The sequence below is a fragment of the Candidatus Arthromitus sp. SFB-turkey genome, assembly GCF_001655775.1.
GTDB classification, from domain to species: domain Bacteria; phylum Bacillota; class Clostridia; order Clostridiales; family Clostridiaceae; genus Dwaynesavagella; species Dwaynesavagella gallinarum.
Genome location: NZ_LXFF01000016.1, coordinates 76761 through 102572 on the forward strand (window position 1 = coordinate 76761; position 25812 = coordinate 102572).

Below are 25812 nucleotides of genomic sequence, written 5' to 3' on the forward strand. Positions count from 1 at the left end.
TGGATAACAAAATATTTTGTTATCCATTCTTTTTATATTTTAAAATTAAAGTTCATCTCTTTTTATGTTCCATTTTACGTAATTACATACGAGTAAAGAGATTATACTGGAAAAAATTAAAATAGTACCTATGTTTATATTACTTTCCATTAAATATCCAAAAATTACTTGACCAACAGGAACAGAAGCTGTTGCAACTGCAGTTGATAGGGCGCTAACACTTCCAAGTATTTTTGATGGAACAGAAGTTTGAATGTAAGTAAGAGTTATAATGTTTCCGATACCCAAACAAAACATTATAATTATTCCACCTAAAGTTATTGTAATTATATTTAAAAAGTGTTTAGGAATTATTAAAAGCAATGTTCCCATAAATAAAATTGAAATAGGCATTAAATAATTCCATTTATAGTGAATCTTAAAATTGAACCATTTTGGTTTTAACGTAATTAAAAAACCACTAAAGAGCATTCCTCCAGCAATAATTCCTTCAATTATTCCGTAAACTTTGGACGAAATATTAAAATATAAATTCATAATAGTTGGTAGCAATATTGAATTAATTGGAACGATACAGATGTTGTACATGCAATATGATAAAATTATTCCTGAAGTTGTAATATGTTTTTTGCGTAAAATTTTCCAAGTATTTATCATGTGAGAATATGAAGATATTAAATTTAAAGATTTTTTCTGTGGTTTTTCTGTCTTTGGAATTTTGATAAAATATTCAAGAATTGCGGAGAATAAAAAACTTATTGCATTGAAAATTATAATAATTTTGATTCCGAATAATCCATAAAAGACTCCACCTAAAACAGGACCAAGAATATTAGACCAAGAGTTTACTTGACTTACATAACTATTTGCAATATGTAAATTTTCAGGTTGTACAACTTGTGGTATACATGCAGTAACTACTGGATTATAGCACGATGAAATTGCAGACAGTAATATCATAACAAGAGCTATTATTATCACAGATTTAATGTCGTAAATTAAGCAGGTATAAAATAATAAAAGCAAAATTCCAGATACTACATCAAGTATAATCATCATGTATTTTTTGTTGTAATTATCTGCTATGATTCCAGCAATAGGAGCTAAAAAAATGTATGGTAAAATTGATAAAGCTAAAATATTTCCATATATTGATGCGTTGCCTGTAAGATCTAATATGTACAAAGAAAGTGAAAATCTTTGTATTGAATTTCCAAATAAACTTATAATTTGTCCAAATAATATTAATGTAAAATTTCGATTAGTTTTCATTAATTATTGAGTAATCCATACAAATTGGATATCCTTTCTTTTTATCTTTAATTAATGTTGCTTCAATTTCGTAAAGTTTCTTGAGATTTTCAGTATTAATTACGTCATTTGGTGATCCTTCAAAAATAATATTTCCTTTTTTCATTCCAACAATATTATCAGCAAATTTTGATGCGTGATTTAATTCGTGAAGTACCATTAATATAGTCATTTTATTTTCTTTGTTGAGTTTTTGAAGCAATTCTAAAATTTCAAGTTGATGAGCCATATCAAGATATGTTGTAGGTTCATCTAAAATTAAAATATCTGTTTTTTGAGCAAGAGCAAGAGCTATCCAAACTCTTTGTCTTTGTCCGCCAGATAATTTTTCAACACTTCTATTTTTTAATTCAGAAATTCCAGTTTCTTCAATTGCCCAATCTATTATATCGTAATCTTGTTTTGTTAATCCAGATAAAAGTTTTTGGTGAGGAAATCGTCCGTACGCAACTAAATTTTTCACGTTAATTCCATCAGGAATGGTTGGAGATTGAGGAAGAAGAGCAATTTTTTGCGCAAGTTTTTTTTGAGATAAATTTTTAGTATTTATTCCATTTAAAAAAATTTTTCCTTTTTTAATTGGAATAATTTTCATAATAGATTTTAATAATGTTGATTTACCACATCCATTTGGTCCAATTAGTATTGTTATTTTATTTTCTGGTATTTTTAAATTTGCACAAGGAATTATAATTTTATCGTTGTATGCTATTTGAAGATTATGTATATCTATACTCATTGACTTAACCTCCTATTTTTTATAATTAAAAATATAAAGTACGGCACACCTAAAATTGATACAATAATTCCTATTGGAATTTCGATAGGAGAAAATAAATTTTTAGCAATAGCGTCTGAAATTATCAATATTATTGAGCTAATGATACCAGATAATGGAAGCATAATGTTATGAGAATTTCCAACAATTTTTTTTGCAATTTGTGGACCTAAAAATCCTAAAAATGCAATATTTCCTGCAACAGATGTTGCAAGTGCAGCTAGAAATGAAGAAGTTATCAAGAAAAATATTATTTCTTTCTGTACATTTACACCAATTCCATAAGATAATTCATCACCAAGAATAATGACGTCTAAAGTTTTACTTTTAATTAAAGTAATTATAATTAAGAGTAGTATTATAGGAAATGTTAGTAAAATATAATTCCAATTGCTTCCCCATAAACTTCCGCTTATCCATGTTAAAACTTGATTATAGTCTCCTTTTGATATGCTTAATTGATAAAAAGATATTAGGGCAGAAAATCCTGCATTTATACCAATTCCAGCTAAAATAAAACGTATTGGGTGAAAATCTTTTTTATATGCAAAAATGTATATCAATAATATTGAAGACATTGCACCAACTATTGCAACTATGGGTATTAGGAGAGTTGTTGATAATGATAATTTTGAATAATAGGCGGTGCTTTTAGATGAAATTAAAATTACAACAAATAATGCAGCTCCTGTGTTTATACCTATAACTCCAGGTTCTGCTAAAGGATTTTTTGTAATTGTTTGAAGAATTCCACCAGAAAAACTCAAAGCAAATGCAACAACAATAGCTAGTATGATTCTTGGAAGTCTTAATTGATAGATGGCAAAATTTTGAGCAGAGGTTCCGTTGCCTAAAAGCGTTTGAATTATTTCATGAAAAGTAAGTTTATAATTGCCAATACTTAAAGATATAAAAACTAATGTTATAAGGAGAATTGTGGAAGACAATAGAATTATTTTTGATTTTTTCATTTAATTGTTCTCCTTTCTAACAAGTAATAAAAATATTGGTACACCAATTAAAGTTGTGAATAATCCTATTGGAAGTTCATATGGTGCTAAGATTGTTCTAGAGAGAATGTCTGCAAAGGTTAAAAGAATACTTCCATATAAAAATGATAGAGGTACTATATTTTTATAATTGTTTCCTATTATTTTTCTGATGATGTGAGGAACAAATAATCCTACAAAACTAATGTTGCCAGCAGTTGCTACACAAACTGCACAAATAGGAATTAAAAAGATTATTGTTTTTAATTTTATTTTTGAGGGAGAAATTCCAAGACCTGTAGCAGATTCGTCTCCTAGATTTAATAAGTTTAAATTTTTACACATAAAAAAGGATGCAATACAAAAAATTCCACCAATTACAATTAAAAATAAAACTTGTATCCATCCACTTTGATTAAATGTTCCAGCTATCCAAAAAGCTAACTCCTGAGATTTGTTTTTAAGAAGTGCAATCATAGATGCTAAGGATAAAAATAATGTACTTATGGCAGTACTTGCAAGTAAAACTTTAGAAATATTTTGATTAGAAGTATTGATTGCAAATAAAAAAATTAGTATGCCACTTATTGATGCTCCAATAAGTGCCATAAAAAAATTACTATAAATTCCACCAAATATTGGAAAAATACTAGAGAGTGATATTGTTAGAGCGGCTCCTTGAGTAATTCCCATTATTGAAGGATCAGCAATTGGATTACGCATTATGCCTTGAATCATAGCTCCACTTAATGCAAGCATTCCTCCGGTTAATGCTGCACATAAAACACGTGGTATACGTACGTTAAGAATTAATTGTGCATTTAAAGAACCATCATAAAAAAATATTGCATTGTAAATTTCATTTGGGGGAATATTTTTGGCTCCAATATTAATTGAAGCCAAGATTCCTAAAAAAAGTATGAGTATTCCTATTACAGTCAATATAGATAATTTTAGTTTCATATTATTTCTCCATTAGTGAAGGAAATTCGTTAACAAAAATATTTCTTCCAATGCAACTATATCCCATGTTGAAGTACGGACTTGAAGGAAGTTCTATTACATTTCCATTTTTTACAGAGCGTAGATTTTGATATATAGGACTTTGTTTTAAATTTTCAACATCTGTATCTGTACCAACTAAAATTAAATAATCAGAATCTATTTCAGATAAACCTTCGTAACTAATAACTGGCAAACTTATATTTGTTTGTTCAGGTAAATTTTGTGGTTTTGATAAACCCATGTCATCGTATAAAATACTTCCTATTCCTGCGGCATCAAATACAAAAAGTTGTCCACCACTAGCGAGAAGTGCAAGATAAGTTGTATTTTCTCCGTAAGTATTTTTGATTTCTTCCCCTTTTTGTTGTGCATTTTTTTCGTATTGAGAAATCCATTCGTTAGCCACATCTTGTTTATTTAAAATTTCAGCTAATTTATGTAAATCTTGTTTCCAATCTATTTGTTCTAATTCAATCATAACTGTTGGAGCTATATTTTTTAATTGTTCGTATACTTTCTCTTGTGTTTTAGATATGAAAATTAAATCAGGATTTAATTCTAATACGATTTCAATATCAACTGTATCTTGAAGACTATATCCTAAAATTTTTGCATCTTTAAGAGTATCTTCAAGGTAAGATGGAAGTTTTGTATAATCATATGCATCTGAATTTGCAGTACCTATTACTGAGTATCCAAGTATGCTTAAAATATCACTGTTCCCACTTAGATCAACAATTCTTTGCGGATCTTTTGGAATTTCAACTTGTCCAACTGAATCTGTTATTGTTATTGTTTCTGTCATAAGAGAATTAGAATCATTATCATTTACAGTGTTTGAATTTGAACATCCAAATAAAACAATAATTAAAAATGATAGAAAAATATATTTCATCTTTGAAAAAATTCTCATTAAATTGGTAAACCTCCTTAAAAAATTTTTACTATAAACTTTGGTTCGTATTATAGCAAAGGAGATTTTTCTTTGCAATAATAATAACTTTTTACAAATCTAACAAAAATGTAAGTATAAGTTAACAAAAATAAATATTTTATGAGAAAATGTTTGTTTATAATAAATTTTTAAGGGGTGATTTAAGGTGAAAAAGTTTAATGTATTTCAATTGAAAACATTTATGATAATTTTGATGTTATTTGATCATATTTCTTTTATTCCTGGAGCTATTTCTTCTACTTGGAAATTAGTAATACATGCAGTAAGTAGATGTGTGGGAGTATGGTTTGCATATATGGCAGTTGAAGGTATTTTACACACTAGAAGTCGTGTGAAATGTAATTTGAGATTGTTTATAAGTGCTATGATAATGTTTATTGGAAATATATGTTTGAATTTTTTATTTAAAAGTAAGGGAGTTTACATTTATAATAATATTTTTTTAACATTGTTTATGGGATATGGGAGTTTTAGTAATTAATATTTTTTGTTTTGAAGTGGAAGGAATTTTAAAATTTTTAAAGTTAATTTTGGGATGTTTGATTGGGTTTTTAGGATTAATTTTTACAGAAGGTGGACAAATAATAATTCCATTTATGCTTATAACATACTTTTTAAGAAACAGAGAAATGATTAGAAATATTTTGTATGTACTGTATTCAATTTTAATATTAATTTTTTCCTATGTTTCATATGATTCCTTCAAAGAAACATTATTAATGTTATTGTATAATAGCGATTGGTTATTTATATTGGTTATACCTTTTATTTACTTGTACAATGGAGAAAGAGGAAATAATTCTAAATTCAGTAAATACTTCTTTTATGTTTTTTATCCACTGCATTTATGGATTATTAAGTTAATTGAAATTTTAGTAGTTTAAAAATATTTTTTAAAGTGTTTTGTATTAGAGTAATTTTGTTTATATTTCAAAATTTATAGTTATGTTAATTAAAGAAGAATTTTACAGGAGTAGTAAATGATTTTAATTATTATAGTTGGATTAATTTTAATTGGAGTTTTATCTAATTATTTTGGAAAAGTATTTGAAAAATTTAAACTTCCATCTTTAATAGGAATGATTATTTTTGGAATGATTATTGGACCTTCATTTTTAAATTTTGTTCCTAAAGTAATTTTAAATATTTCTTCCTATATAAAAGATATTGCGTTAGTTACTGTACTTTTTATTGAGGACTTGGAATTAGTCTTAATGATATAAAAAAAATTGGAAGGCCTGCAATTTTATTGAGCGTTATTCCTGCAATAATCGAAGGATTTACCATAGCAATTTTGTCTATGGTATTTTTAAAATTTTCATTTATTCAGGGAGGAATTCTTGGATTTATAATAGCAGCTGTTAGCCCAGCTGTTTTAATTCCATCTATGGTTTATTTAATAGAGAGAAAAATTGGGGAGAAAAAAGCAATTCCGAAGATGCTTCTTGTTGGATCATCTGCTGATGATACGGTTGCGATTACATTTTTTACAACATTTATGTCATTATATTTTTCAAAAATAGGAGGGGAAAAAACCTCAATTTTATCAGAGCTTTTAACAATTCCATTATCCATAATTTTAAGCATAATAATAGGATTTTTAATTTCTCTCACGACTAAATGTATTTTTAAATTTTTAAAATCAAATATTTTAAAAGTTGTATTATGTTTTGGGAGTTGTTTAGGAATGAGATGGGTTGAAAATTCATTTCACATAGAAATATTTAATTCACTACTGGCTATTATGGTTTATGGATTTTGCTTAAGAACATTCGCAGAAGAAATATCAAAAGATATTCAAAATAAAATGAATATTATTTGGAAGTATGGAAAGTTATATTTATTTGCTTTTGTTGGAATGGCAATTAATCCATTTTTAGTTGGAAAATATTTTTTGGTTGGAGTAATAATACTTATAATATCTTTAACCTTTAGATCTTTTGGGGTGATTTTATCTTTAATTGGTACAGATTTAACCTTAAAAGAAAAAATGTTTTGTGTTATTGCGTATTTACCAAAAGCAACGGTTCAATCAGCAAAAGCTGGGATACCACTTCAAGCAGGAGTTTTATATGGAGATATAATGCAAGCTATTTCAATTCTTAGTGTTTTAATAACAGCACCAATTGGAGCTATAGGAATAAAACTTACATCAACAAAACTTTTAAATGATGGTTCGTAAAAATTTTCCTATTATCTGATAGGATTTTTAATATTTAAACATAAATTTTAAACAAAAAAGTCTACTATAAAACTTATAGTAGACTTAAATTTTATTGAAGTAGCTCATTTACACGTTTTTGAACTTCATTATAATTATATCCAGCAGCAGTGAGTCGTTTTTTGCGTTCTTCTCCATTTTCCCATTTACCGTCTATTACTTCTCTTGCAATGCTATCTATATCTGAACTTGGAGGTGTATTATTTGAAGAGAGATATCCATTAAATCCACCTTTCATAATTATTGAAGGGAAATCTACATATCCGTAATCTAAATCACAATTATTTTGAATTCCATTTACAGATCCATTTGAAGTATATTGCCATATTCCATAAGGTCCATTGTAATTTAATTTATTTGCATAGTCTGCAACCCATACGCTATAACGAGATGAAACAGTTGGGGATACATATTCTTTTAAATAATCTAACGACATATAAAAGCCTGTGAAATATTTATATTTTTCAAGTTCATTACAAAAAGTTGTAATAATGCTATCACAAAATTCTTTTCCATTGGTAAAGAAGTAAGGTTCTTCCACATCTAAATATATTGGATAGTCAAATTGTTTTCCTTTTATAGCATTCATACAAGTATTAGCCTCGAGAAGTGCATCCTTAGTTGATTTAGCGTATGAATACCAATATGCTCCAACATTTAAATTTGCTTTTTTAGCTCTATAATAGTTTTGTTCAAATAATTTATCAATTCCACTTGAGTGTGAACCATATCCAGCTCTTATAATGACAAAATCAATTCCATTTGCCTTTACTGCATTAAAATCAATATTACCATCCCAAACAGAAACATCAATACCTTTTTTTATCATAGTGAATCTCCTTATTATTTTTGAAATATCTGTAAATTGGAATATCATATGTTTTTTTATTTGGAGTGTGTTATATAAAAAATTTTTTTAACAGATTGATATCAATTATCAAAAAAACTAGACAAACAGTTAAAATAGTGATATTATTTTAACTATCAAAAGAAATGATAATTACTATCAATTTATTATTTGTTTTAAATAATTTAACTTATTTGGGAAAGTGGTTATGAAAAAAATACTTTTATTTTTGGTGTTAATCATATTGTCAGTGGTTTCATTATTTTTGGGAGCTAAATCGATAACTTTTATTGATGTATTAAAAGGAAATGCTCAAAGCTTGCAGATATTTCTCATAAGTAGAGTTCCAAGATTAGTAAGCATTTTAGTTGCGGGTGTCGGGATGAGTGTTTGTGGACTTATAATGCAACAGATAAGTCAAAATAAATTTGTATCGCCAACAACTGGAGCTACAATAGATTCTGCTCAATTAGGAATGATTGTTGCAATTATACTTTTTCCAAGTGCTGGATTAATGGAAAAAAGTATAATATCGTTTGTATTTGCTTTGATAGGTACATTTATTTTTATGATATTTTTAAGAAATATAAAGATAAAAAATGCAGTGTTTGTTCCTTTGGTTGGAATAATGTTCGGGAATGTTATCGGATCAATGACAACGTTTTTAGGATATAAATTTGATTTGTTACAGAGTGTAAGTTCTTGGACTCAAGGAAATTTTTCAATGGTTCTTAAGGGAAATTATGAGTTGTTGTATTTGAGTATACCGCTCATGGTTATTACGATTTTTTATGCAAATAAATTTACGGTTGCAGGAATGGGAAAAGATTTTGCAAAAAATTTGGGATTAAATTATGAAAGTATAGTTAATATTGGGCTTATTATTGTTTCGTTAGTAACGGTGACTGTTGTTGTAACTGTTGGTAGTATACCGTTTATAGGTTTGATAGTTCCTAATTTGGTTTCTTATTTTAAGGGAGATAATATGAAAGGAAATATATTTTATACGGGAATAATTGGAGCTTTATTTGTTTTAATTTGTGACATAATTGGACGAGTTATTATTTATCCGTATGAGTTGCCTATAGGAGTTATGGTAGGTGTTATTGGAAGCGTAATATTTCTCTTCATTGTATTAAGGAGGAATTCACGTGCTGCATAGTAAAAATGCAAATTATATTAAAGTTATATTTATTTTTATAGTTTTAATTTTAATATCATCAATATTGTTTTTAACTTTGGGAATTCATAAAGGAAATTTAAGTTATGCGTTATCTCAACGTGTACCTAAATTAATTGCAATAATTTTTACAGGTTCATTAATAGCATTTTCAACAATTTTGTTTCAAACTACTACTGATAATAGGTTGTTGACTCCTAATGTAATGGGACTTGATTCGTTTTATGTTTTAATACAAACAACTATAGTTTTTTTGTTTGGATCTACTCATTTGTTCATAGTAAGTAAAAAATTAAATTTTTTGATTTGTGTTGCTTTGATGGTTTTGATTTCAACATTTTTATATAACATTTTGTTTAAGAAGGAAAAATCTAATGTTATTTTGATTGTTTTAGTGGGGATAATATTAGGTACGTTGTTTAGTAGTTTGTCAAAGTTTATGCAAATTGTTATAGATCCAAATGAATATTTAACTTTACAAAATAAATTGTTTGCAAGTTTTAGTAATATTAATGTTGATATTTTGATTTTTGCATTGATAATGATTTTAATTATCGGAATGTTTATATTTAAAGATATGAAATATTTAGATGTGATGAGTTTAGGAAGAGATCATGCTATAAATTTAGGAGTAGATTATGACAGGTTAGTTAAAAAATTTTTTATAGTAATTGCTATATTAACCTCAATAGCTACTGCTTTAGTTGGACCAATTACCTTTTTAGGATTGTTGGTTGTTAATGTAACAAGACAAGTTATAAAAACTTATAAGCATTTTTATTTGATAATATTTTGTGTTTTGATTAGTGTTTTTACTTTGATATTTGGACAACTTTTATTAGAGAGAATATTAAAAATTCAAACTCCTGTTAGTGTTGTTATTAATTTAATTGGTGGAGTTTATTTTATGTATCTATTGTTGAAGGAGAGTAAAACATGTTAGAAGTTAAAAATATATCAAAGCTATATGGGAATAAAAAAGTTGTTAATGATGTTTCTTTGAAAATAGAAAAGGGTAAAATAACATCTTTTGTAGGGCCTAACGGTGCAGGTAAAAGTACATTGTTATCTATAATAACTAGACTTATAGATAGACAATGTGGAGAAGTTTATTTGGAAAACAAGGTTATTGAAAATTATGGAAAAAATGAATTGTCTAAAAAAATTTCCATATTAAAGCAATCAAATAACATAAATTTGAGATTAACTATACGTGAACTTGTTAGTTTTGGAAGATTTCCATATTCTAAAGGAAGATTAAAAAGTGAGGATGAAAAATATATATCTGAAGCCATTGAATACATGAGACTTGAAGATATTCAGGATAAATATTTAGATGAGTTGAGTGGAGGGCAAAGGCAGAGAGCTTTTATAGCTATGGTTATTGCTCAAGGAACGGAGTATATTTTTCTTGACGAACCTCTAAATAATTTGGATATGAGTAATTCTGTTCAAATGATGAAAGTTCTTAGGAAATTATGTGATGATTTGGGTAAGACAATAGTTATTGTTATGCATGATATAAATTTTGCATCATGTTATTCAGATTATGTTGTCGCTTTTAAAGATGGTTCTATTGTTAAGAAGGGTACAACAGATGAAATGATAAACAAAAATACTCTTGAAGAAATATATCAGATGGAATTTGATGTCCAAAATATAAATGGAAGGAAAATTAGTATTTATTATTAGAAAGGAAATTTTATGAGTAGAAGAGGATTGAAAAGTTTTTTATCATTAATATTTATGGGATTATTTATGGGAGTTATTGTTTCATGTGGAAGTGAAGCAAATAGTACAGTATCTGCAACTGATAAAGTAGAAATGGTAACTGTAACAGATCAAAATGGTACAGTTGAGGTGAAAAAAGATCCAAAAGTAATAGTTACTTTTGATTATGGAGTTTTAGATATTTTAGATAGTATGGGAATAGAAATAGCTGGATTGCCTAAAGAAAGTCTTCCTAATAGATTTTCTTCAAAGTATTCAGATGAAAAGTACGTGGATTTAGGAGGGCTGAAAGAGCCAGATTTTGAATCTATAAATGCATTGAAACCAGATTTAATAATAATAAGTGGTAGACAAGCCGATATGTATGATAAATTTTCAGAAATAGCACCTACATTATTATTAAGTATAGATGGTGGAAAATATATGGAAGATTTTAAAAGAAACGTAGAAACTTTATCAACAATATTTGGAAATCAAGAAATCCAATCTAAAAAGTTAGAAGAAATTGATAATAAAATAAAAGAGATAAATGATTTTGTAACTGCTAATCAATTAAATGCTTTGACAATAATGGTAAATGAAGGTGCATTAAGTACTTATGGTGTTGGCTCAAGATATGGTTTAATATATAATGAGTTAGGATTTAAACCAGTAGATGAAAGTATTGAAATTAGTACACATGGTCAACAAATATCATTTGAGTATATTGTAGATAAAAATCCAGATTATATATTTGTTATAGATAGAGGAGCAGCTTTAGGAAATGAAGGGACAGCACAATCTATTTTGGATAATGATTTGATAAAATCGACTGATGCCTATAAAAATGGAAGAATATTATATATGGATTCTCAATCATGGTATACAATTGCAGGAGGATTTAGTTCTACAGAAACTATGTTAAATGATATTTGGGATTTTATTAAGAATAATCCTAAATAAAAAATGGTAGTAAATTTCTAAATTATTTGTATAATATAATTTATTGTATTAAAAAACTACATCGCTTTGGTGTAGTTTTTTTATTAAGTTTGTAGAAAATAAAAAATAATTTATGTTAGTTGGAAGGAAAAAATATATGTTAAAAAAATTTATAAGTTATTATGCGCCATATAAAAAACTTTTTTTTATGGATCTTTTAGCAGCTTTTTTGGTTGCATTAATTGATCTTGTTTATCCTTTGATTACAAGAAATATAATAAATGATGTTGTCCCTAACAAAAATATAAGAATGCTTATAATTTTTTCATTAGTTTTATTTTTTATATTTTCGGTTAAAGCAGGATTGAATTATTTTATGCAATATTATGGACATGTTGTTGGTGTGAGAATGCAAGGAGATATGAGAAGAAAAGTATTTACACATCTTCAAAAACTTCCAAATAAATATTTCAGCGATAATAAAACGGGAAGTATAATGTCTAGAATCGTAAATGATTTAATGGAAGTTTCAGAACTTGCACATCATGGACCTGAAGATTTATTTGTATCACTTGTAATGTTAGTTGGTTCATTTTCATTTTTGGTAGTGATAAATGTAAAACTTACTATTATAATTTTTTCATTTGTACCATTTATTGTAATTTTCGCAATACTTAAAAGGAAAAAAATGAGTAAAGCATTTAGAGAGACGAGAATAAAAACTGGAGATGTTAACGCTGTTATTGAAAATTCTATTTCAGGAATTAGAGTTACAAAATCTTTTGTAAATGAAAAAAGTGAACTTAATAAATTTGAAAAAACAAATGTGTTGTTTAAAAAAGCAAGAGAAGAAGCTTACAAAAAAATGGGAGAATTTTTTTCAGGAACATATTTTTTAGTTGATATTTTGGAACTTTTAGTTTTAATAGCGTCGGCTTATTTTACATTTATGGGACACATAACTGTGGGAGATTTTGTTGCTTATGTTCTTTATGTAAAAATGTTTATTCAACCAATTAGAAAATTAATTAATTTCACAGAGCAACTTCAAAATGGAATGAGTGGTTTTCAAAGATTTGATGAACTTTTAAATACAGAAATTGAAAAAGAATCTAAGAACGCTAAAATTTTAGAAAATGTGTCTGGGAATATAGAAATACAAAACTTAAGTTTTAAATATGAAGAGTCTAATGATTATGTATTAAAGAATTTTAATTTATCAATTGAAGCTGGAAAAACAATTGCTTTGGTTGGACCATCTGGAGGTGGTAAAACAACAATTTGTAGTCTTATTCCTAGATTTTATGATTTTAGTGAAGGGGATATAAAAATTGATGGTACAAGTATAAAAGATGTAACACTAGAATCTCTTCGTCAAAACATTGGAGTTGTTTCTCAAGAGGTGTTTTTATTTACAGGAACAATTAAAGATAACATAATAATTGGAAATCCAGATGCAAGTGATGAAGAAATAATTGGTGCTTGTAAAAAAGCAAGTATACATGATTTTATAATTGGGCTTAGTGATGGATATGATACGTTTGTTGGAGAAAGAGGATTAAAATTGTCTGGAGGACAAAAACAAAGAATATCAATTGCTAGAGTATTTTTGAAAAATCCTAAAATAATGATTTTAGATGAGGCAACTTCTGCACTGGATAATGTAACAGAGAGAGAAATACAAGAATCACTTGAAGAATTATCTAAAGGTAGGACAAACATAGTTGTTGCTCATAGACTTTCAACAATTAAAAATGCTGATGAAATAATTTTAATGGGTAAAGAAGGTATTATTGAAAGGGGAACTCATGAAGAATTGATTAATATTGATGGTGAATATAAAAAACTTTATGATAAGGTGTAGTTTATGAAATATGCAAATATTAAGGAAGGAATTTTTATAGAAAGAGTTAATAGGTTTATAGCTCATATTGATGTTGATGGGAAAGTAGAAGTTTGTCATGTAAAGAATACAGGAAGATGTAAGGAAATTTTAGTTAAAGGATGTAAAGTTTTTGTTCAAGAATTTGATTCTAAAATTAGAAAGACAAAATTTGATTTAATAAGTGTTTATAAGGGAAATAGATTAATTAATATTGATAGTCAAGTTCCTAACAAAATGTTTAGTGAATGGGTAAAATTAGGAAATTTATTTAAAGATATAAAAGTTTTTAAAAGTGAAGTTTTCTATAAAAATTCTAGATTTGATTTTTATGTTGAATATGAAGATAAAAAAGCTTTTATTGAAATAAAAGGTGTAACTTTAGAAAATGAGGGTGTTGTTTTGTTTCCAGATGCTCCAACCTCTAGGGGAGTAAAGCATTTAAAAGAATTGGTTTCTGCTAGAGAAGAAGGGTATGAGGCTTATGTTATTTTTATTGTACAAATGGAAGGAGTAAAATATTTTACTCCTAATTATGAAACACATAAAGAATTTGGTGATACATTATCATTTTGTAAAAATAATGGGGTAAACATACTTGCATTTGATTCGGTAGTTTTAAAAGATGAAATTTATATTAAAGATAGTGTAAAAGTTTTAATTTAGTTTTGGAAGGTGATTTTTTTGAAAAAATATATAGCTTATCCTTTTTTATATGATGATCCTAGTGATTTAAAATGTGATTTTGAAATTTTGACTGATGAACTTGCAAGTATGATTGGACTTTTAAGGGCATTTGTGAATCAAAATTATTTAAGAGATGAACTTGAAAAAATAAATGAATTAGTTTATCATTTGAATCCATCACTTAGAACTTTTGTTAGTGTTACACAAGATGATTTAGATTGGGTTTATGAGAGATATATTTTTTATAAAAGTGAAAATGAAAATTTGGTTAAAAGATTTGTTATACCTCAAGGTGGTATTTGTTCGGGGTATTGTCATGTAATACGTTCAAAATTTAAATCTGTTGTTAGACTTTTATATAGACATAAGCAAAATGGAAATGAATTTGATAACATATTATTTAATTTCTTTAATCTTTTGTCAGGATATTTTTTTGCACTTGCAATAAAGTTTAATAAAGATGAGGGAATAGCCGAAAAGGAATTTATAAGTAAAAATTATTAAGTATCTATTTTAAGAATAGATACTTTTTTTATTGTAAAAAAGTTTTCTTACTTAAGTTTTTAATTTTCGAATACGAAAAAAGTTTTAAGTGTTGTTTTATCGAGGTGATATTATGAAAAAAATAATATAAAAAAATTAGCTTTGCTATCTGCTGTTGTTTGTGGTATACAAGTTATTTGTGTTTCAACGGGTAAAGGTGAAGAAGCTAAGGCTGGATTTTTAAGTGGAGCAAGATCGGCGTTATCAAATTTATTAAGAAGAGGAACAAGTTCAGCTTCTAGAGTAAGTAATGTTTCAACAACTTCAACTGTAAATACAGCTGCTTATAGAAAAACAAATTATTATAAGCAAGGTGATAGAAGTAAAATAAGGGTTTTAAATACTGCAGTAAATCAAAAGAACAGTGCTATACCTCTTAAAGATGGATCAGATGGATTATTTCAAATAAAGAAATCATCAAATGGATTTGAACATAGAGTGAAAACTAATTCTGGAGGGTCGTATACAGAAACATACTCCAATGGAGAATTGGTATTGAAAAGCGATAGAAGTGGTGGAAAGTTAACAACAGAATGGATTGGTGGTAATGGGAAAGTGGTTACTAATAGGGAAGTAAGAAGTGGTTCTACTGTAACTACTACAACATTTGATGAGATGGGAAAACAAACATCTTCGATTACTATTAAAAGATAAAATTAGCAAGTTTATTGTTAGGCTTGCTTTTTTATTTACATAAATAATTGATTAAAGAGAAAAATATTTGAAAATGTATTTTTAAAAGGAGTATTTTTATGATACTTAAACCTGATTTTAAGTTTATTACATTTGAAAAAGATGGTACTATTTTTAAGTTTCTAGAAACTGGGGATATATTTGAAATTTTGTCTAATGAAATTATGATAAATATGTTTAATGGAACGGAAAAAGAAGGGTCTTTAAATAATATTTATTTGCGTTTATATAAAAAAGATTTAGTAAAAGCTATTCCTTTACTTGGTGTAAAATCAAATAGTAAAATTTTTTATGATGAAAATTCTATTTTATTTGAAGGAGTAGAGGAAGATTTAAATTATAAAATTAGATTCACTCTTTTGAATAAAAATATTTGGTTTTATGAAATCGATGTTTATGGAAATGATTATGAATTTGATATTTTATATTGTCAAGATATAAGTATAGCTAATAAAAAAGCTTGTATTACAAATGAATTATATACAAGTCAGTACATAGATCACAAAATTTTGGAAAGTGAAAATGGGTATGTTGTGTGTTCAAGACAAAATCAAGATCAAAATGGAAAATTTCCCTATGTTGAACATGGATGTTTAAATTCTAAAATAATTTCATATTCAACTGATCAAATGCAATTTTTTTCACAAGAATATAAATTAACAGATGTACCATTTTTATTGGATAAAAATCTTTCAAAAGAGAATTATCAATTTGAATTATCATATGTTGCAATGCAAACTGAAAAAATGAAATTAAATAAACATAAAAATGTTGTTTTTTATGGATTATTCAAAGAAAATTATGATACTTCAATTAAAAATTTAAAATATTTTCATGAGGTAAGAAATTATTTTGAGGAGCTTAGAAATGTAAAAAATAATTTTAAAGAATTAAATAGAGTTAAAATTAAAAATGAATTTGGTACGTCTTTGTCATCTGAAAAATTTTCTAAAAGTGAAATAGATGAAATATATAAATTGAAAAAATTTGAGGAATACAAAGAAGGAGAGTTATTATCATTTTTTACAGAAAATCATTCTCATGTTGTTTTACAAGAAAAGGAGCTTCTATGTGAAAGACCTCATGGGAATATTATAATAAATGGAATTTATAAAGATAGGTTAAGTACAGAAATTATATCTTCAACAAATTATATGTTTGGAGTTTTTAATGCTCAAATTGTTTTAGGCAACATAAGTTTAAATAAAATGATTTCTGTAAATAGGGGTCTTTTAAATGTTTTGAAAAATACAGGTCAACGTATTTATATAAAAATTGATGAGAAATTTCGATTATTAACTTTGGCTGGAATTTATGAAATGGGATTAAATTTTTCAAAATGGTATTACAAAATTAAAGATGATATTTTGATTATAAAAACTTATACTTTATTTGATTCTCCAAAAATATTTTTAGAAGTTGAATCTCAAAATAATATAAAATATGAGTTTATAATAACAAATCAGCTTGTTATGGGAGAAAATGAATTTGAAAATTCATGTAATGTATCTTCAAGTGGAGATAGCATTAAAATTGAACCTCAATTAAATTCATTTTTTAAAAATACATATCCAAATATTTTTTATGAATTAAGTTTGAGTAATTGTAAGTTTGATTTAAGTGATGATAGAGTTTTTTTTGAAGATAATGTTTCAAGAAATAAAACTCTTATGACTCTTAAAATTTATAGTACAAAAGATTTTAAATTATCGATTTCAGGTTCTTTTGAAAATGAAGTTAATAAAAGTATTACAAGCTTTGATGAAGAAAGAGAGAAATTTAATAATTTTTATTTTGATTTAGTTAATGGATTTAAAATTGAAAGTGAAAATTTAAAATATGATTTAGATAAATTAAATGAAATTATCTATTTTTATGCTCATAATGCACTAATCCATTTTGCATCACCTCATGGACTTGAACAATCAGGTGGGGCAGCTTGGGGAACAAGAGATGTTTGTCAAGGTGCAATTGAATTTTTTATGGCAACAAATAATTATAAGATTGTAAGAGAAATTATTTTAAAAGTATTTTCACATCAATTTAAAGAAACAGGAGAATGGCCACAGTGGTTTATGTTTGATAAATATAATATGCAACAAGATGATTCTCATGGTGATATTATATTTTGGCCAATTAAAGTAATATCTGAATACGTTTTAGTTACTGGTGATAAGTCTATATTTAATGAAAAATGTTGTTATAGAAGTTTTCCAAATTGTGAAATAACTAGTGATGAAACAATTTTTGAACATATAAAAAGAGCAATAGACTCTATTAAAGGAAGATTTATAAAAGAAACTTATTTGATTAGTTATGAAGGTGGGGATTGGGATGATACCCTTCAACCTATAAATGATTTATTAAAACAAAGATTAGTTTCAACTTGGACTATGGCACTTGCTTATGAAGCTATAAAAAAATTATATGAGGTTATAGATGTTAAAGAATTAAAGAATGAACTTGAACATATTTTTCATGGAATTAAAAAAGACTTTTTAAATTTTGCAATAAAAAACAATGTTATAAGTGGATTTATTTATTTAGATGAAAATGAAAGTATTGAATATATAATTCATCCATTAGATTTTAAAACAGGTATAAACTATAGATTGTTACCATTGACAAGAAGTATAATTTCTGAAATGGTTGATTTAAATCAAGCAGAAATAAATGAAAAATTAATTGAAGAGCATTTAACCTTTAGTGATGGTGTTAGACTTATGAGTAATACACCTAAATATAATGGTGGAATTTCTAAAATTTTTAAAAGGGCAGAAAGAGCATCAAATGTTGGACGTGAAATTTCTCTTCAATATGTTCATGCACATATTAGATTTATTGAAGCCATGTGTAAACTTTCTAAAGCTGAAAAAGTTTGGGATGCATTGTTTAAAATTAATCCTATAAAAATTGATGAAAGTGTTAAAAATGCAAGTTATAGACAGAGTAATTGTTATTTTTCTAGTTCAGATGGAGATTTTAAAACAAGATATGATTTTCAAGAGAATTTTTTAAAATTGAAAAAAGGTAGTGTAAATGTTAAAAGTGGTTGGAGAATATATTCAAGTGGTCCAGGAATCTATATAAATCAAATAATAACAAACGTACTAGGAATTAGAGAAATGGGTGATCGGATAATATTTGACCCTATAATTCCAAAAAGTTTTAATGATTTGAAGTTAAGATATAAGATTTTAAATAAGGATGTTAAAATTATTTACAAACTAAATGGTGGAACTAGGACTGAAAAAATTATTTTAAATGGGGAAGAGATTGAGACAATTAACGAAGAAAATATTTATAGAAATAATTTTAAATCTATTTCTAAGAGTATTTTAAAAGATAAGTTGAAAAATAAAGAAAATATTATTGAGATAATAATGATTTAAAGTTTTAAACTTCACAATGATTTGTTGTGAAGTTTTTTGTTTTATCTATAAAGAAATACAAATTATTTTCGAGAAAGAAGTATTTTAAAAATATTTTTGAAGTAATTTTTCTATGCAAAAGGATTTTTTTAATCATTCTTTAGATATAGATAAAGATAAAAAAGTTTGGATTTCCTAAGTTTGTGTAATTGATATATCTGATACATCAATTTTTATAGTTGTAACTATAGTTGTGTTTATAAATATTTTGGAGGAAATATAACTGAATATAGTGTTTTGTAATTTTATAGATAAGTGAATTTTAATAGAAAATAATTTATATAGTTATTATTTAATTTTTACATGCTTTTATTTATTTTAAAAATAAAATTAATAGATAGGAAATTGATTTTTTTAAAACTCAAAGATTGTGAAATTTTTAAACACATACAATTGTATAGGAAATGTTAAAAAATAGCTATGTAGCTATGTATATGTAATGGAAGCTTTTAAGATTAAAATTTTTTAATTTAAGTTTTATGTGATATTAATCTGAATTTAAAGAAAGTCTAGTTTATTTTGTATATAATTTAAATATGATAAATCATGACATTTAAATTAAGATTGATTTATTATTTGGAGGAAAAAATTATGAAGAATAGTAGAATTAGGATAGCGGCATGTATATTTTCGGTGGCATTACTTTTTGGGATTTTTAATACACAAGGTAGTTCTGATACTTCTTTGGTGGTTGGTGCGACTCAAACAGTTACAGTTGAACAACAAAATGAGTTATCATTAGGGCAACTTAAACAAAAAGCTCTACAAATTGTTCCAGGAAATATTATTAAAACAAAATATGATTATGATATGATGGTTGGAAGAATCGTAGAATTTAAAATTATAGATAAAAATGGAATTCAAAGAGAGGTAGAACTTGTTGCTTCAAATGGAAAAGTTTGGGATATAGATTATGATTATGATGAACAAGGAAATAGATTTATAAATAAAGATTTATTTACTGTTAAATTTTCTTTTGAACAGGCTCAAGAGATAGCTTTAGCAAGAGTTTCAGGAAAAGTTTTAGCTCATAAACAAGATGTTGAACGTGGAAAATTTGTATATGAATTTATGATTCAAGCGAATATGGGTGGAATATTTGAGGTGGATGTTGAAACAGAGACAGGAACAGTTATAAAAGTTGAGCGTGAAGATGATTTTGATTTTTATGATTACGCTTTAAGACCTGTTTTTTTCTCGACACCAGAAGTAGTTGGTACTACAATTACAGACCATAATTCTGGAACAGTAGCAGAAGTTAATACATCTGTTACGGAAGCTCAGGTTTCGGAGACATATGTACCACCAGCACCGATCCCAAATTATGGAACAGGACAAAAGTCTGAAGCAGAGTTAAGGCAAATAGTTTTGGGACAAGTACCAGGAACAGTTTTACATTTCTATCAAGATTGGGATGATGGAATGATTGAGTATAAATATATAATAAAAACAAATTTTGGTGCAATAGTTGAAGTGGAAATATTAGCAAATGGATATATAACTGATATAGATTATGAAGATGATTATTACTATTGGGATTAGAAGTAGAGCTTAAGAATTCAAAATTATTGATTTAATAAACGTATTATTTTAAAATTTAAGGGAGGTTTTAATTATGAATAATAAAAAAGGTTTGAAAAAATTAGTAGGAATTTTATCAGCATCATTAATGCTTTCAGGAATATTTGGAGTTTTTTCAACAATTTCTGGAGATACAGGTACAGCAGTAGTAGCTGAGGCTGCTACTAGGAAAACAGAGAAACAATTAAGGACTATAGTTTTAGAAAGATTCCCAGGAACAGTTCAACGTGTAAAGAGAGATTATGATGATGGCGTTAGGGAATATGAGTATACAATTAGAATGAGAGATGGAGTGGTAGTTAAGGTTGAAATTACTGAGTATGGATATATAACAGATGTTGACTATGAAGGACAATGGAAAAATGGACGTTATTACGATTGGGATTAATAGGTAGAAAGGTTAGTTTATACTAACCTTTTTTTTATAAAATTTTAAGCTTTTAATTGGACTTATGTTATAATTGTAATAAATATTTTGATTAATTTAGGAGAGTATTTATGTATAAAATACTTGTTATAGAAGATGAAGAAAATATAGCTTCTTTTATAAAAATGGAATTAACTTATGAAGGATATGAGGTTGAGAATTGTTACGATGGTAAAGAGGGACTCCATAAAGCACTTAGTGAAGACTATCATTTAGTATTACTTGATTTGATGCTTCCAACTTTAAATGGAATAGAAATTTGTAGAAGAATTAGAAAACTTAAAACAACTCCAATAATAATGCTAACTGCAAGAGATAGTGTAATGGATAAAGTTTCAGGTTTTCAAATGGGAGCAGATGATTATGTTGTAAAACCTTTTGCAATAGAAGAACTTATTGCTCGTATTGAAGCAATTCTTAGAAGAAGTAGTAATAATATTGAAAATCAAAATGTTATGGAGTTTAAAGATATTATTATAAATATAGAATCTAGAACTGTTGAGTGTAATGGTAAATTAATTAATTTGACAACAAAGGAATATGAATTGTTAGTTTATTTAGTGAAAAATCAAAACAAAGTATTAACTAGAGATTATCTTATAGAAAATATTTGGGGATATGATTATGATGGAGAAAATAATATTGTAGATGTTTATATAAGACATTTACGTTCAAAGTTACAAAATTATGATTATATCCAAACAGTACGTGGGATTGGATATGTGGTAAGGTAATGAAAACTATATTTAATCGATTATCTACTTTTTGGCAAATGTCGATTATTACCTTTGTTATAATGATAGGAATATTTATAGTAACATATTTAGCACATTTTTTTTTAGTGAAGGTGTGGATTTTTGATCAAGAAAAAGATAATGTAAGAGCTATATATGATCAGATTGCAATATTTTTTGATATAGATAATATTGATTATGTTAGTTATCTTAGAACTTTTGATTTAATGGATTTAGATCTTGTTATTTATAATGAAAATAAGGAAATTATTTTTATAACGGATAATGTGCCTGAGCTTATATATAAAACTGATGCTCCTTTTGAAGTGTTTATTGAATCTAGAAGTATAGATAGTGATGGTAAAATTATTTTGCATGGACCTATTTATTTAAGAGGATATAAGAATTATATTTACATGGAGAAAGAAATTGAAATATATGAAGACTTTGTTGATAATGTAGTACCTATAATGTTAACTTGTGTATTAATTATAGTTTTATTGAGTTTAATTGCTGGTATATATATTTCAAGAAAATTTTTAAATAGAATCAAAATTCTTAAATCTACAATGGAAAATGTTAAAAATGGAGGAGTTTCAGATAGGGTTAATATAACAAATCCTAGAGATGAATTTGATGAAATTGGAATTGTGTTTAACTCTATGATGGATGAAGTTGAAAAATCTTTTAATCTTCAAAAACAATTTGTTCAGGATGCTTCTCATGAATTAAGAACTCCTCTTACTATCTTAAAGGGTCATTTACGAATGCTTAATAGATGGGGAAAGAATGATAAAGATACTTTAGATAAATCTTTGAAAATTGCTTCAGATGAAATTGAGAGACTTATAAAACTTGTAAATGATTTGTTGTATTTAACAAAAATGGAGAATGAGGTAAAAGAAAATTTAATTAGTAAAAGTATTGATATTAATGGAGTTATTGAGGAGTTAATTTACGGATTTGATGTATTAAAACATGAGGTTAGGTTTGAATTTGAACGAGATGGAGAAGTTTATTTTAAAATTTCTAAGGAGCATTTAAAACAACTTATTATAATTTTTATAGATAATGCAATAAAATATTGTGATAAGGAGCTCAAGATTATTAAAATTAAAACTTATGAAGATGAATTTCAAGTATATATTTCTATTAAAGATAATGGAATTGGAATCAAAAAAGAAGAGATAGGTAAAGTTACTGATAAATTTTATAGAGTTGATAAATCACGTAAATATAATAATAGTTTTGGTATAGGTTTATCTATAGCATCTCAACTTGTAAAATTATATAGAGGAAAATTAGAAATTAAGAGTGAGTTTGGAGTTTCTACGGAAGTAGTAGTTTCTTTTCAAAAATAAAAATAATGGTGTTTTTAAAGACACCATTATTTTTTTATGTAAAAGTAGTAGTATAATGAAATTGAAAATATGAAATTGTTTAAGTATGATAAATTATGGGGTGAAAATATTTATGAATGATTTAAAATGTGAAATAATATGCGTTGGAAGTGAACTTCTACTTGGTGATATTGTAAATACAAATTCTTATTTTATAACAAAATCTTTAGCAGAAATTGGGATAAGTGTTTATTATCACACTTCAGTTGGTGATAATTTTGATAGAATTTTAAATTCCTTTGAAAATGCCTTTAATAGAGGTATGAATTTAATTATTACATCAGGAGGTCTTGGACCTACAGATGATGATATAACTAAAGAAGCATCAGCAAAATATTTTAATAAAGATTTGATTTTAAATGATGAGTGTGTTAAAGATTTAGAAAATATATTGAAAACTACGAAATCAAATATAACGGAAGCAAATTTAAAACAAGTTTATATTCCAGATGGTGGAGAATTTATTAAAAATGATGTTGGTACAGCTCCAGGAGTAATTCAAAATTTTGATGGGAAAATAATAATAAATCTTCCAGGGCCACCTAGAGAATTGTATCCTATGTTTAATAATTATGTAAAACCTTATTTGGAAAAATTTACTAACACGAAATATTATTCAGAATTTTTAAGGTTGTCAGGGACTAATGAAGGAGAAATAAATAAAGATTTAACGGACTTGTTTGAAAATGAAAATCCAACTCTTGCTCCTTATGCCAAAGAAGATGATTTAGTTTTGAGAATTACAGCTAAATGTAATGATGATTTGCATGGTAAAAATTTAATAAAACCATTTAAAGATAAAGTTTATCAAAGAGTTGGTAAATTTATATATGCAGAAGGAGAAGAACAAATAGAAGAACTTTTGTTTAAAGAGTTATTAAAGAGAGGATTTAAAATTTCTTTTGCGGAATCTTGTACAGGTGGAATGATTTCATCAAGGTTTGTAAATTTTTCTGGGGCTTCACAATGTTTTGATGAGTCGTTTGTTACTTATTCAAATGAATCTAAAATTAATAATATCGGTGTTTCAAGTGATGTATTAGATAAATTTGGAGCTGTAAGTAAAGAAACGGCCGAAGAGATGGTAAAAGGGCTTGCAAATAGAACAAATTCTCAAGTGTGTGTTGCTGTAACAGGAGTTGCAGGACCTAAAGAAAGTGAGAATAAACCTGCTGGACTTGTTTATATTGGAATTAAAATTTCAGATGAAATATATGTAAAAGAATGTAGATTTATAGGAGATAGACAACGAGTTAGAGAAAAATCAACTTTTGAAGCGTTAGTAAGTACCTATAATATTTTAAAGAATTTATAGTTATTTTAGGAGGAAAGATGAAAATACTTCACACATCAGATTGGCATATTGGGAAAAAGGTTAATGAATTTTCGATGTTTGAGAATCAAGAATATGTATTTGATCAAATATACCAAATTATAAAAAATGAAAAAATAGATGTTGTAATAGTAGCAGGTGATTTATATGATAAACCAATTGTTGATACAGAATCGGTTAAATTTTTAAATAATATTTTAGTTAAAATTGTTAAAGAATGTGGAAGTAAAATAATATTGGTTTCAGGTAATCATGATAGTTCGGATAGAATTTCATTTGTTAAAGAATTTTTGAAAGATTCAGGAATTTATATAGAGGGTAAGTTTAATGGAGAAATTAATAAAATTGTTCTAAATGATGAATTTGGAGAAATTAATTTTTATCCTCTTTCTTATTTTGATGAGATACATATAAAGCATTTGTATAATGATTCTTCTATAAAAACTTCTGATGATGCACTTAAAAATATAATTAATCGATTACATGTAGATTATTCAAAGAGAAATATATTTATTGGACATGGATATTTTTCAAATAAAAATGGAGATAAAATGATTGAAAGTGATTCGGAACGCAGACTTTCAATTGGTGGACAAGAAGTTATGGACGCTTCTATATTAAAAGATTTTGATTATGTAGCTCTTGGACATTTACATGCAAGCCAAAAAGTTATGTATGATCATATTAGATATGCAGGTTCTATTTCTAAGTATTCTTTTTCTGAGATGAAACATAAAAAATCAGTTACTATTGTTGAAATGCTTCAAAAAGGGAACTTAAATATAAAACAAATAGAATTGAAACTTAAGTATGATATGAGAGAAATTGAAGGATATTTAGATTCGTTAATAAGTGAAGAGTTTTATAAAAATTTAAATGTTATGGATTATTATAGAGTAATTTTACATGATTCAATTGGGTTGTCTGACCCTGTTTCAAGGCTTAGAAAAATTTATAAAAATGTTATGGAAGTTAAGTTTAAAGATACTCAATTTGATTTAGATATGGAATATCAAGTAAGTAATGATGATTTAGTTTCAAAATCTGCTTTTGAATTGTTTGAAAATTTTTATAAATCTGTTTCAAATAAAGAATTAAATGATACTCAAATAAAAATTATACAGGATGTAATTAAAGATTCAGAAATTTCAGAGTATTGATGG

The 25812-nt window shown here is 26.3% G+C and carries 25 protein-coding genes; 19 read left to right on the forward strand and 6 right to left on the reverse strand.

What is annotated here, in order from left to right:
• Positions 1 to 45: 45 nt before the first annotated feature.
• The 5 genes from A6P36_RS03020 to A6P36_RS03040 are packed head-to-tail and all read right to left on the reverse strand — an operon-like array spanning position 46 to position 4996.
• Entirely contained in the window at positions 46 to 1272 is a 1227-nt protein-coding gene (locus A6P36_RS03020) for an MFS transporter (RefSeq protein WP_066760854.1), read from the reverse strand.
• A complete protein-coding gene (locus A6P36_RS03025; protein WP_066760855.1) occupies positions 1262 to 2050 on the reverse strand; it encodes an ABC transporter ATP-binding protein in 789 nt (262 codons plus the stop codon). Before A6P36_RS03025 ends, A6P36_RS03020 begins: the two co-directional genes overlap by 11 nt.
• Positions 2047 to 3060, reverse strand: a complete 1014-nt coding sequence (locus A6P36_RS03030; RefSeq protein ID WP_066760856.1) for a FecCD family ABC transporter permease — start codon at positions 3058 to 3060, stop codon at positions 2047 to 2049. The genes A6P36_RS03025 and A6P36_RS03030 overlap by 4 nt, the downstream gene beginning before the upstream one ends.
• Positions 3061 to 4041, reverse strand: a complete 981-nt coding sequence (locus A6P36_RS03035) for a FecCD family ABC transporter permease (RefSeq protein ID WP_066760858.1) — start codon at positions 4039 to 4041, stop codon at positions 3061 to 3063.
• A 1-nt stretch (position 4042) separates the two neighbouring features.
• Positions 4043 to 4996, reverse strand: coding sequence for an ABC transporter substrate-binding protein (locus tag A6P36_RS03040; protein WP_066760860.1), 954 nt, complete (start codon positions 4994 to 4996; stop codon positions 4043 to 4045).
• 187 nt (positions 4997 to 5183) lie between these two features.
• Here A6P36_RS03040 and A6P36_RS08350 point away from each other — a divergent pair, with 187 nt between their 5' ends.
• From A6P36_RS08350 to A6P36_RS03050, 4 genes are all read left to right on the forward strand, one after another.
• A complete protein-coding gene (locus A6P36_RS08350) occupies positions 5184 to 5519 on the forward strand; it encodes a hypothetical protein (RefSeq protein WP_242861638.1) in 336 nt (111 codons plus the stop codon).
• Positions 5500 to 5922, forward strand: coding sequence for a TraX family protein (locus A6P36_RS08355; RefSeq protein ID WP_242861639.1), 423 nt, complete (start codon positions 5500 to 5502; stop codon positions 5920 to 5922). Before A6P36_RS08350 ends, A6P36_RS08355 begins: the two co-directional genes overlap by 20 nt.
• A gap of 96 nt (positions 5923 to 6018) precedes the next feature.
• Complete coding sequence (locus tag A6P36_RS08205; protein WP_197487213.1) at positions 6019 to 6261, forward strand: hypothetical protein; 243 nt, start codon at positions 6019 to 6021, stop codon at positions 6259 to 6261.
• A gap of 26 nt (positions 6262 to 6287) precedes the next feature.
• Entirely contained in the window at positions 6288 to 7220 is a 933-nt protein-coding gene (locus A6P36_RS03050) for a cation:proton antiporter domain-containing protein (RefSeq protein WP_242861640.1), read from the forward strand.
• A 91-nt stretch (positions 7221 to 7311) separates the two neighbouring features.
• Here A6P36_RS03050 and A6P36_RS03055 read toward each other — a convergent pair whose 3' ends face one another.
• Positions 7312 to 8088, reverse strand: a complete 777-nt coding sequence (locus A6P36_RS03055; RefSeq protein WP_066760862.1) for a GH25 family lysozyme — start codon at positions 8086 to 8088, stop codon at positions 7312 to 7314.
• Between the two features lie 226 nt (positions 8089 to 8314).
• Between A6P36_RS03055 and A6P36_RS03060 the strand changes: the two genes are divergently transcribed.
• From A6P36_RS03060 to A6P36_RS03130, 15 genes are all read left to right on the forward strand, one after another.
• Positions 8315 to 9268 (forward strand): ABC transporter permease, encoded by a 954-nt coding sequence (locus A6P36_RS03060; RefSeq protein ID WP_066760864.1) that lies wholly within the window; start codon positions 8315 to 8317, stop codon positions 9266 to 9268.
• A 25-nt stretch (positions 9269 to 9293) separates the two neighbouring features.
• Positions 9294 to 10229 (forward strand): iron chelate uptake ABC transporter family permease subunit, encoded by a 936-nt coding sequence (locus tag A6P36_RS03065; protein ID WP_369815414.1) that lies wholly within the window; start codon positions 9294 to 9296, stop codon positions 10227 to 10229.
• Positions 10223 to 10978, forward strand: a complete 756-nt coding sequence (locus A6P36_RS03070) for an iron ABC transporter ATP-binding protein (protein ID WP_066760868.1) — start codon at positions 10223 to 10225, stop codon at positions 10976 to 10978. Before A6P36_RS03065 ends, A6P36_RS03070 begins: the two co-directional genes overlap by 7 nt.
• A gap of 12 nt (positions 10979 to 10990) precedes the next feature.
• Positions 10991 to 11959: a siderophore ABC transporter substrate-binding protein gene (locus tag A6P36_RS03075; RefSeq protein ID WP_066760870.1), complete on the forward strand. Its 969-nt coding sequence runs from the start codon at positions 10991 to 10993 to the stop codon at positions 11957 to 11959.
• A gap of 136 nt (positions 11960 to 12095) precedes the next feature.
• A complete protein-coding gene (locus tag A6P36_RS03080) occupies positions 12096 to 13802 on the forward strand; it encodes an ABC transporter ATP-binding protein (RefSeq protein ID WP_066760872.1) in 1707 nt (568 codons plus the stop codon).
• Positions 13803 to 13805: 3 nt separating this feature from the next.
• Entirely contained in the window at positions 13806 to 14486 is a 681-nt protein-coding gene (gene sfsA, locus A6P36_RS03085; protein WP_066760874.1) for a DNA/RNA nuclease SfsA, read from the forward strand.
• A gap of 18 nt (positions 14487 to 14504) precedes the next feature.
• Positions 14505 to 15011 (forward strand): ATP:cob(I)alamin adenosyltransferase, encoded by a 507-nt coding sequence (locus A6P36_RS03090; protein WP_082917586.1) that lies wholly within the window; start codon positions 14505 to 14507, stop codon positions 15009 to 15011.
• Positions 15012 to 15152: 141 nt separating this feature from the next.
• Positions 15153 to 15704: a hypothetical protein gene (locus A6P36_RS03095; protein WP_066760876.1), complete on the forward strand. Its 552-nt coding sequence runs from the start codon at positions 15153 to 15155 to the stop codon at positions 15702 to 15704.
• Between the two features lie 98 nt (positions 15705 to 15802).
• Positions 15803 to 19135, forward strand: coding sequence for a GH36-type glycosyl hydrolase domain-containing protein (locus tag A6P36_RS03100; protein WP_066760878.1), 3333 nt, complete (start codon positions 15803 to 15805; stop codon positions 19133 to 19135).
• 630 nt (positions 19136 to 19765) lie between these two features.
• Positions 19766 to 20716, forward strand: coding sequence for a PepSY domain-containing protein (locus tag A6P36_RS03105; RefSeq protein WP_066760880.1), 951 nt, complete (start codon positions 19766 to 19768; stop codon positions 20714 to 20716).
• Positions 20717 to 20789: 73 nt separating this feature from the next.
• A complete protein-coding gene (locus A6P36_RS03110) occupies positions 20790 to 21143 on the forward strand; it encodes a PepSY domain-containing protein (protein ID WP_066760881.1) in 354 nt (117 codons plus the stop codon).
• Between the two features lie 110 nt (positions 21144 to 21253).
• Complete coding sequence (locus A6P36_RS03115) at positions 21254 to 21916, forward strand: response regulator transcription factor (protein WP_066760884.1); 663 nt, start codon at positions 21254 to 21256, stop codon at positions 21914 to 21916.
• The gene (locus A6P36_RS03120) at positions 21916 to 23277 is read left to right on the forward strand and encodes a sensor histidine kinase (protein ID WP_066760886.1); all 1362 of its coding nucleotides are present in this window, start codon (positions 21916 to 21918) and stop codon (positions 23275 to 23277) included. The genes A6P36_RS03115 and A6P36_RS03120 overlap by 1 nt, the downstream gene beginning before the upstream one ends.
• Before the next feature lie 112 nt (positions 23278 to 23389).
• The gene (locus A6P36_RS03125) at positions 23390 to 24631 is read left to right on the forward strand and encodes a competence/damage-inducible protein A (RefSeq protein ID WP_066760887.1); all 1242 of its coding nucleotides are present in this window, start codon (positions 23390 to 23392) and stop codon (positions 24629 to 24631) included.
• Between the two features lie 17 nt (positions 24632 to 24648).
• On the forward strand, positions 24649 to 25809 hold the full coding sequence (locus A6P36_RS03130) for an exonuclease SbcCD subunit D (RefSeq protein ID WP_066760888.1): 1161 nt from the start codon (positions 24649 to 24651) through the stop codon (positions 25807 to 25809).
• Positions 25810 to 25812 lie beyond the last annotated feature (3 nt).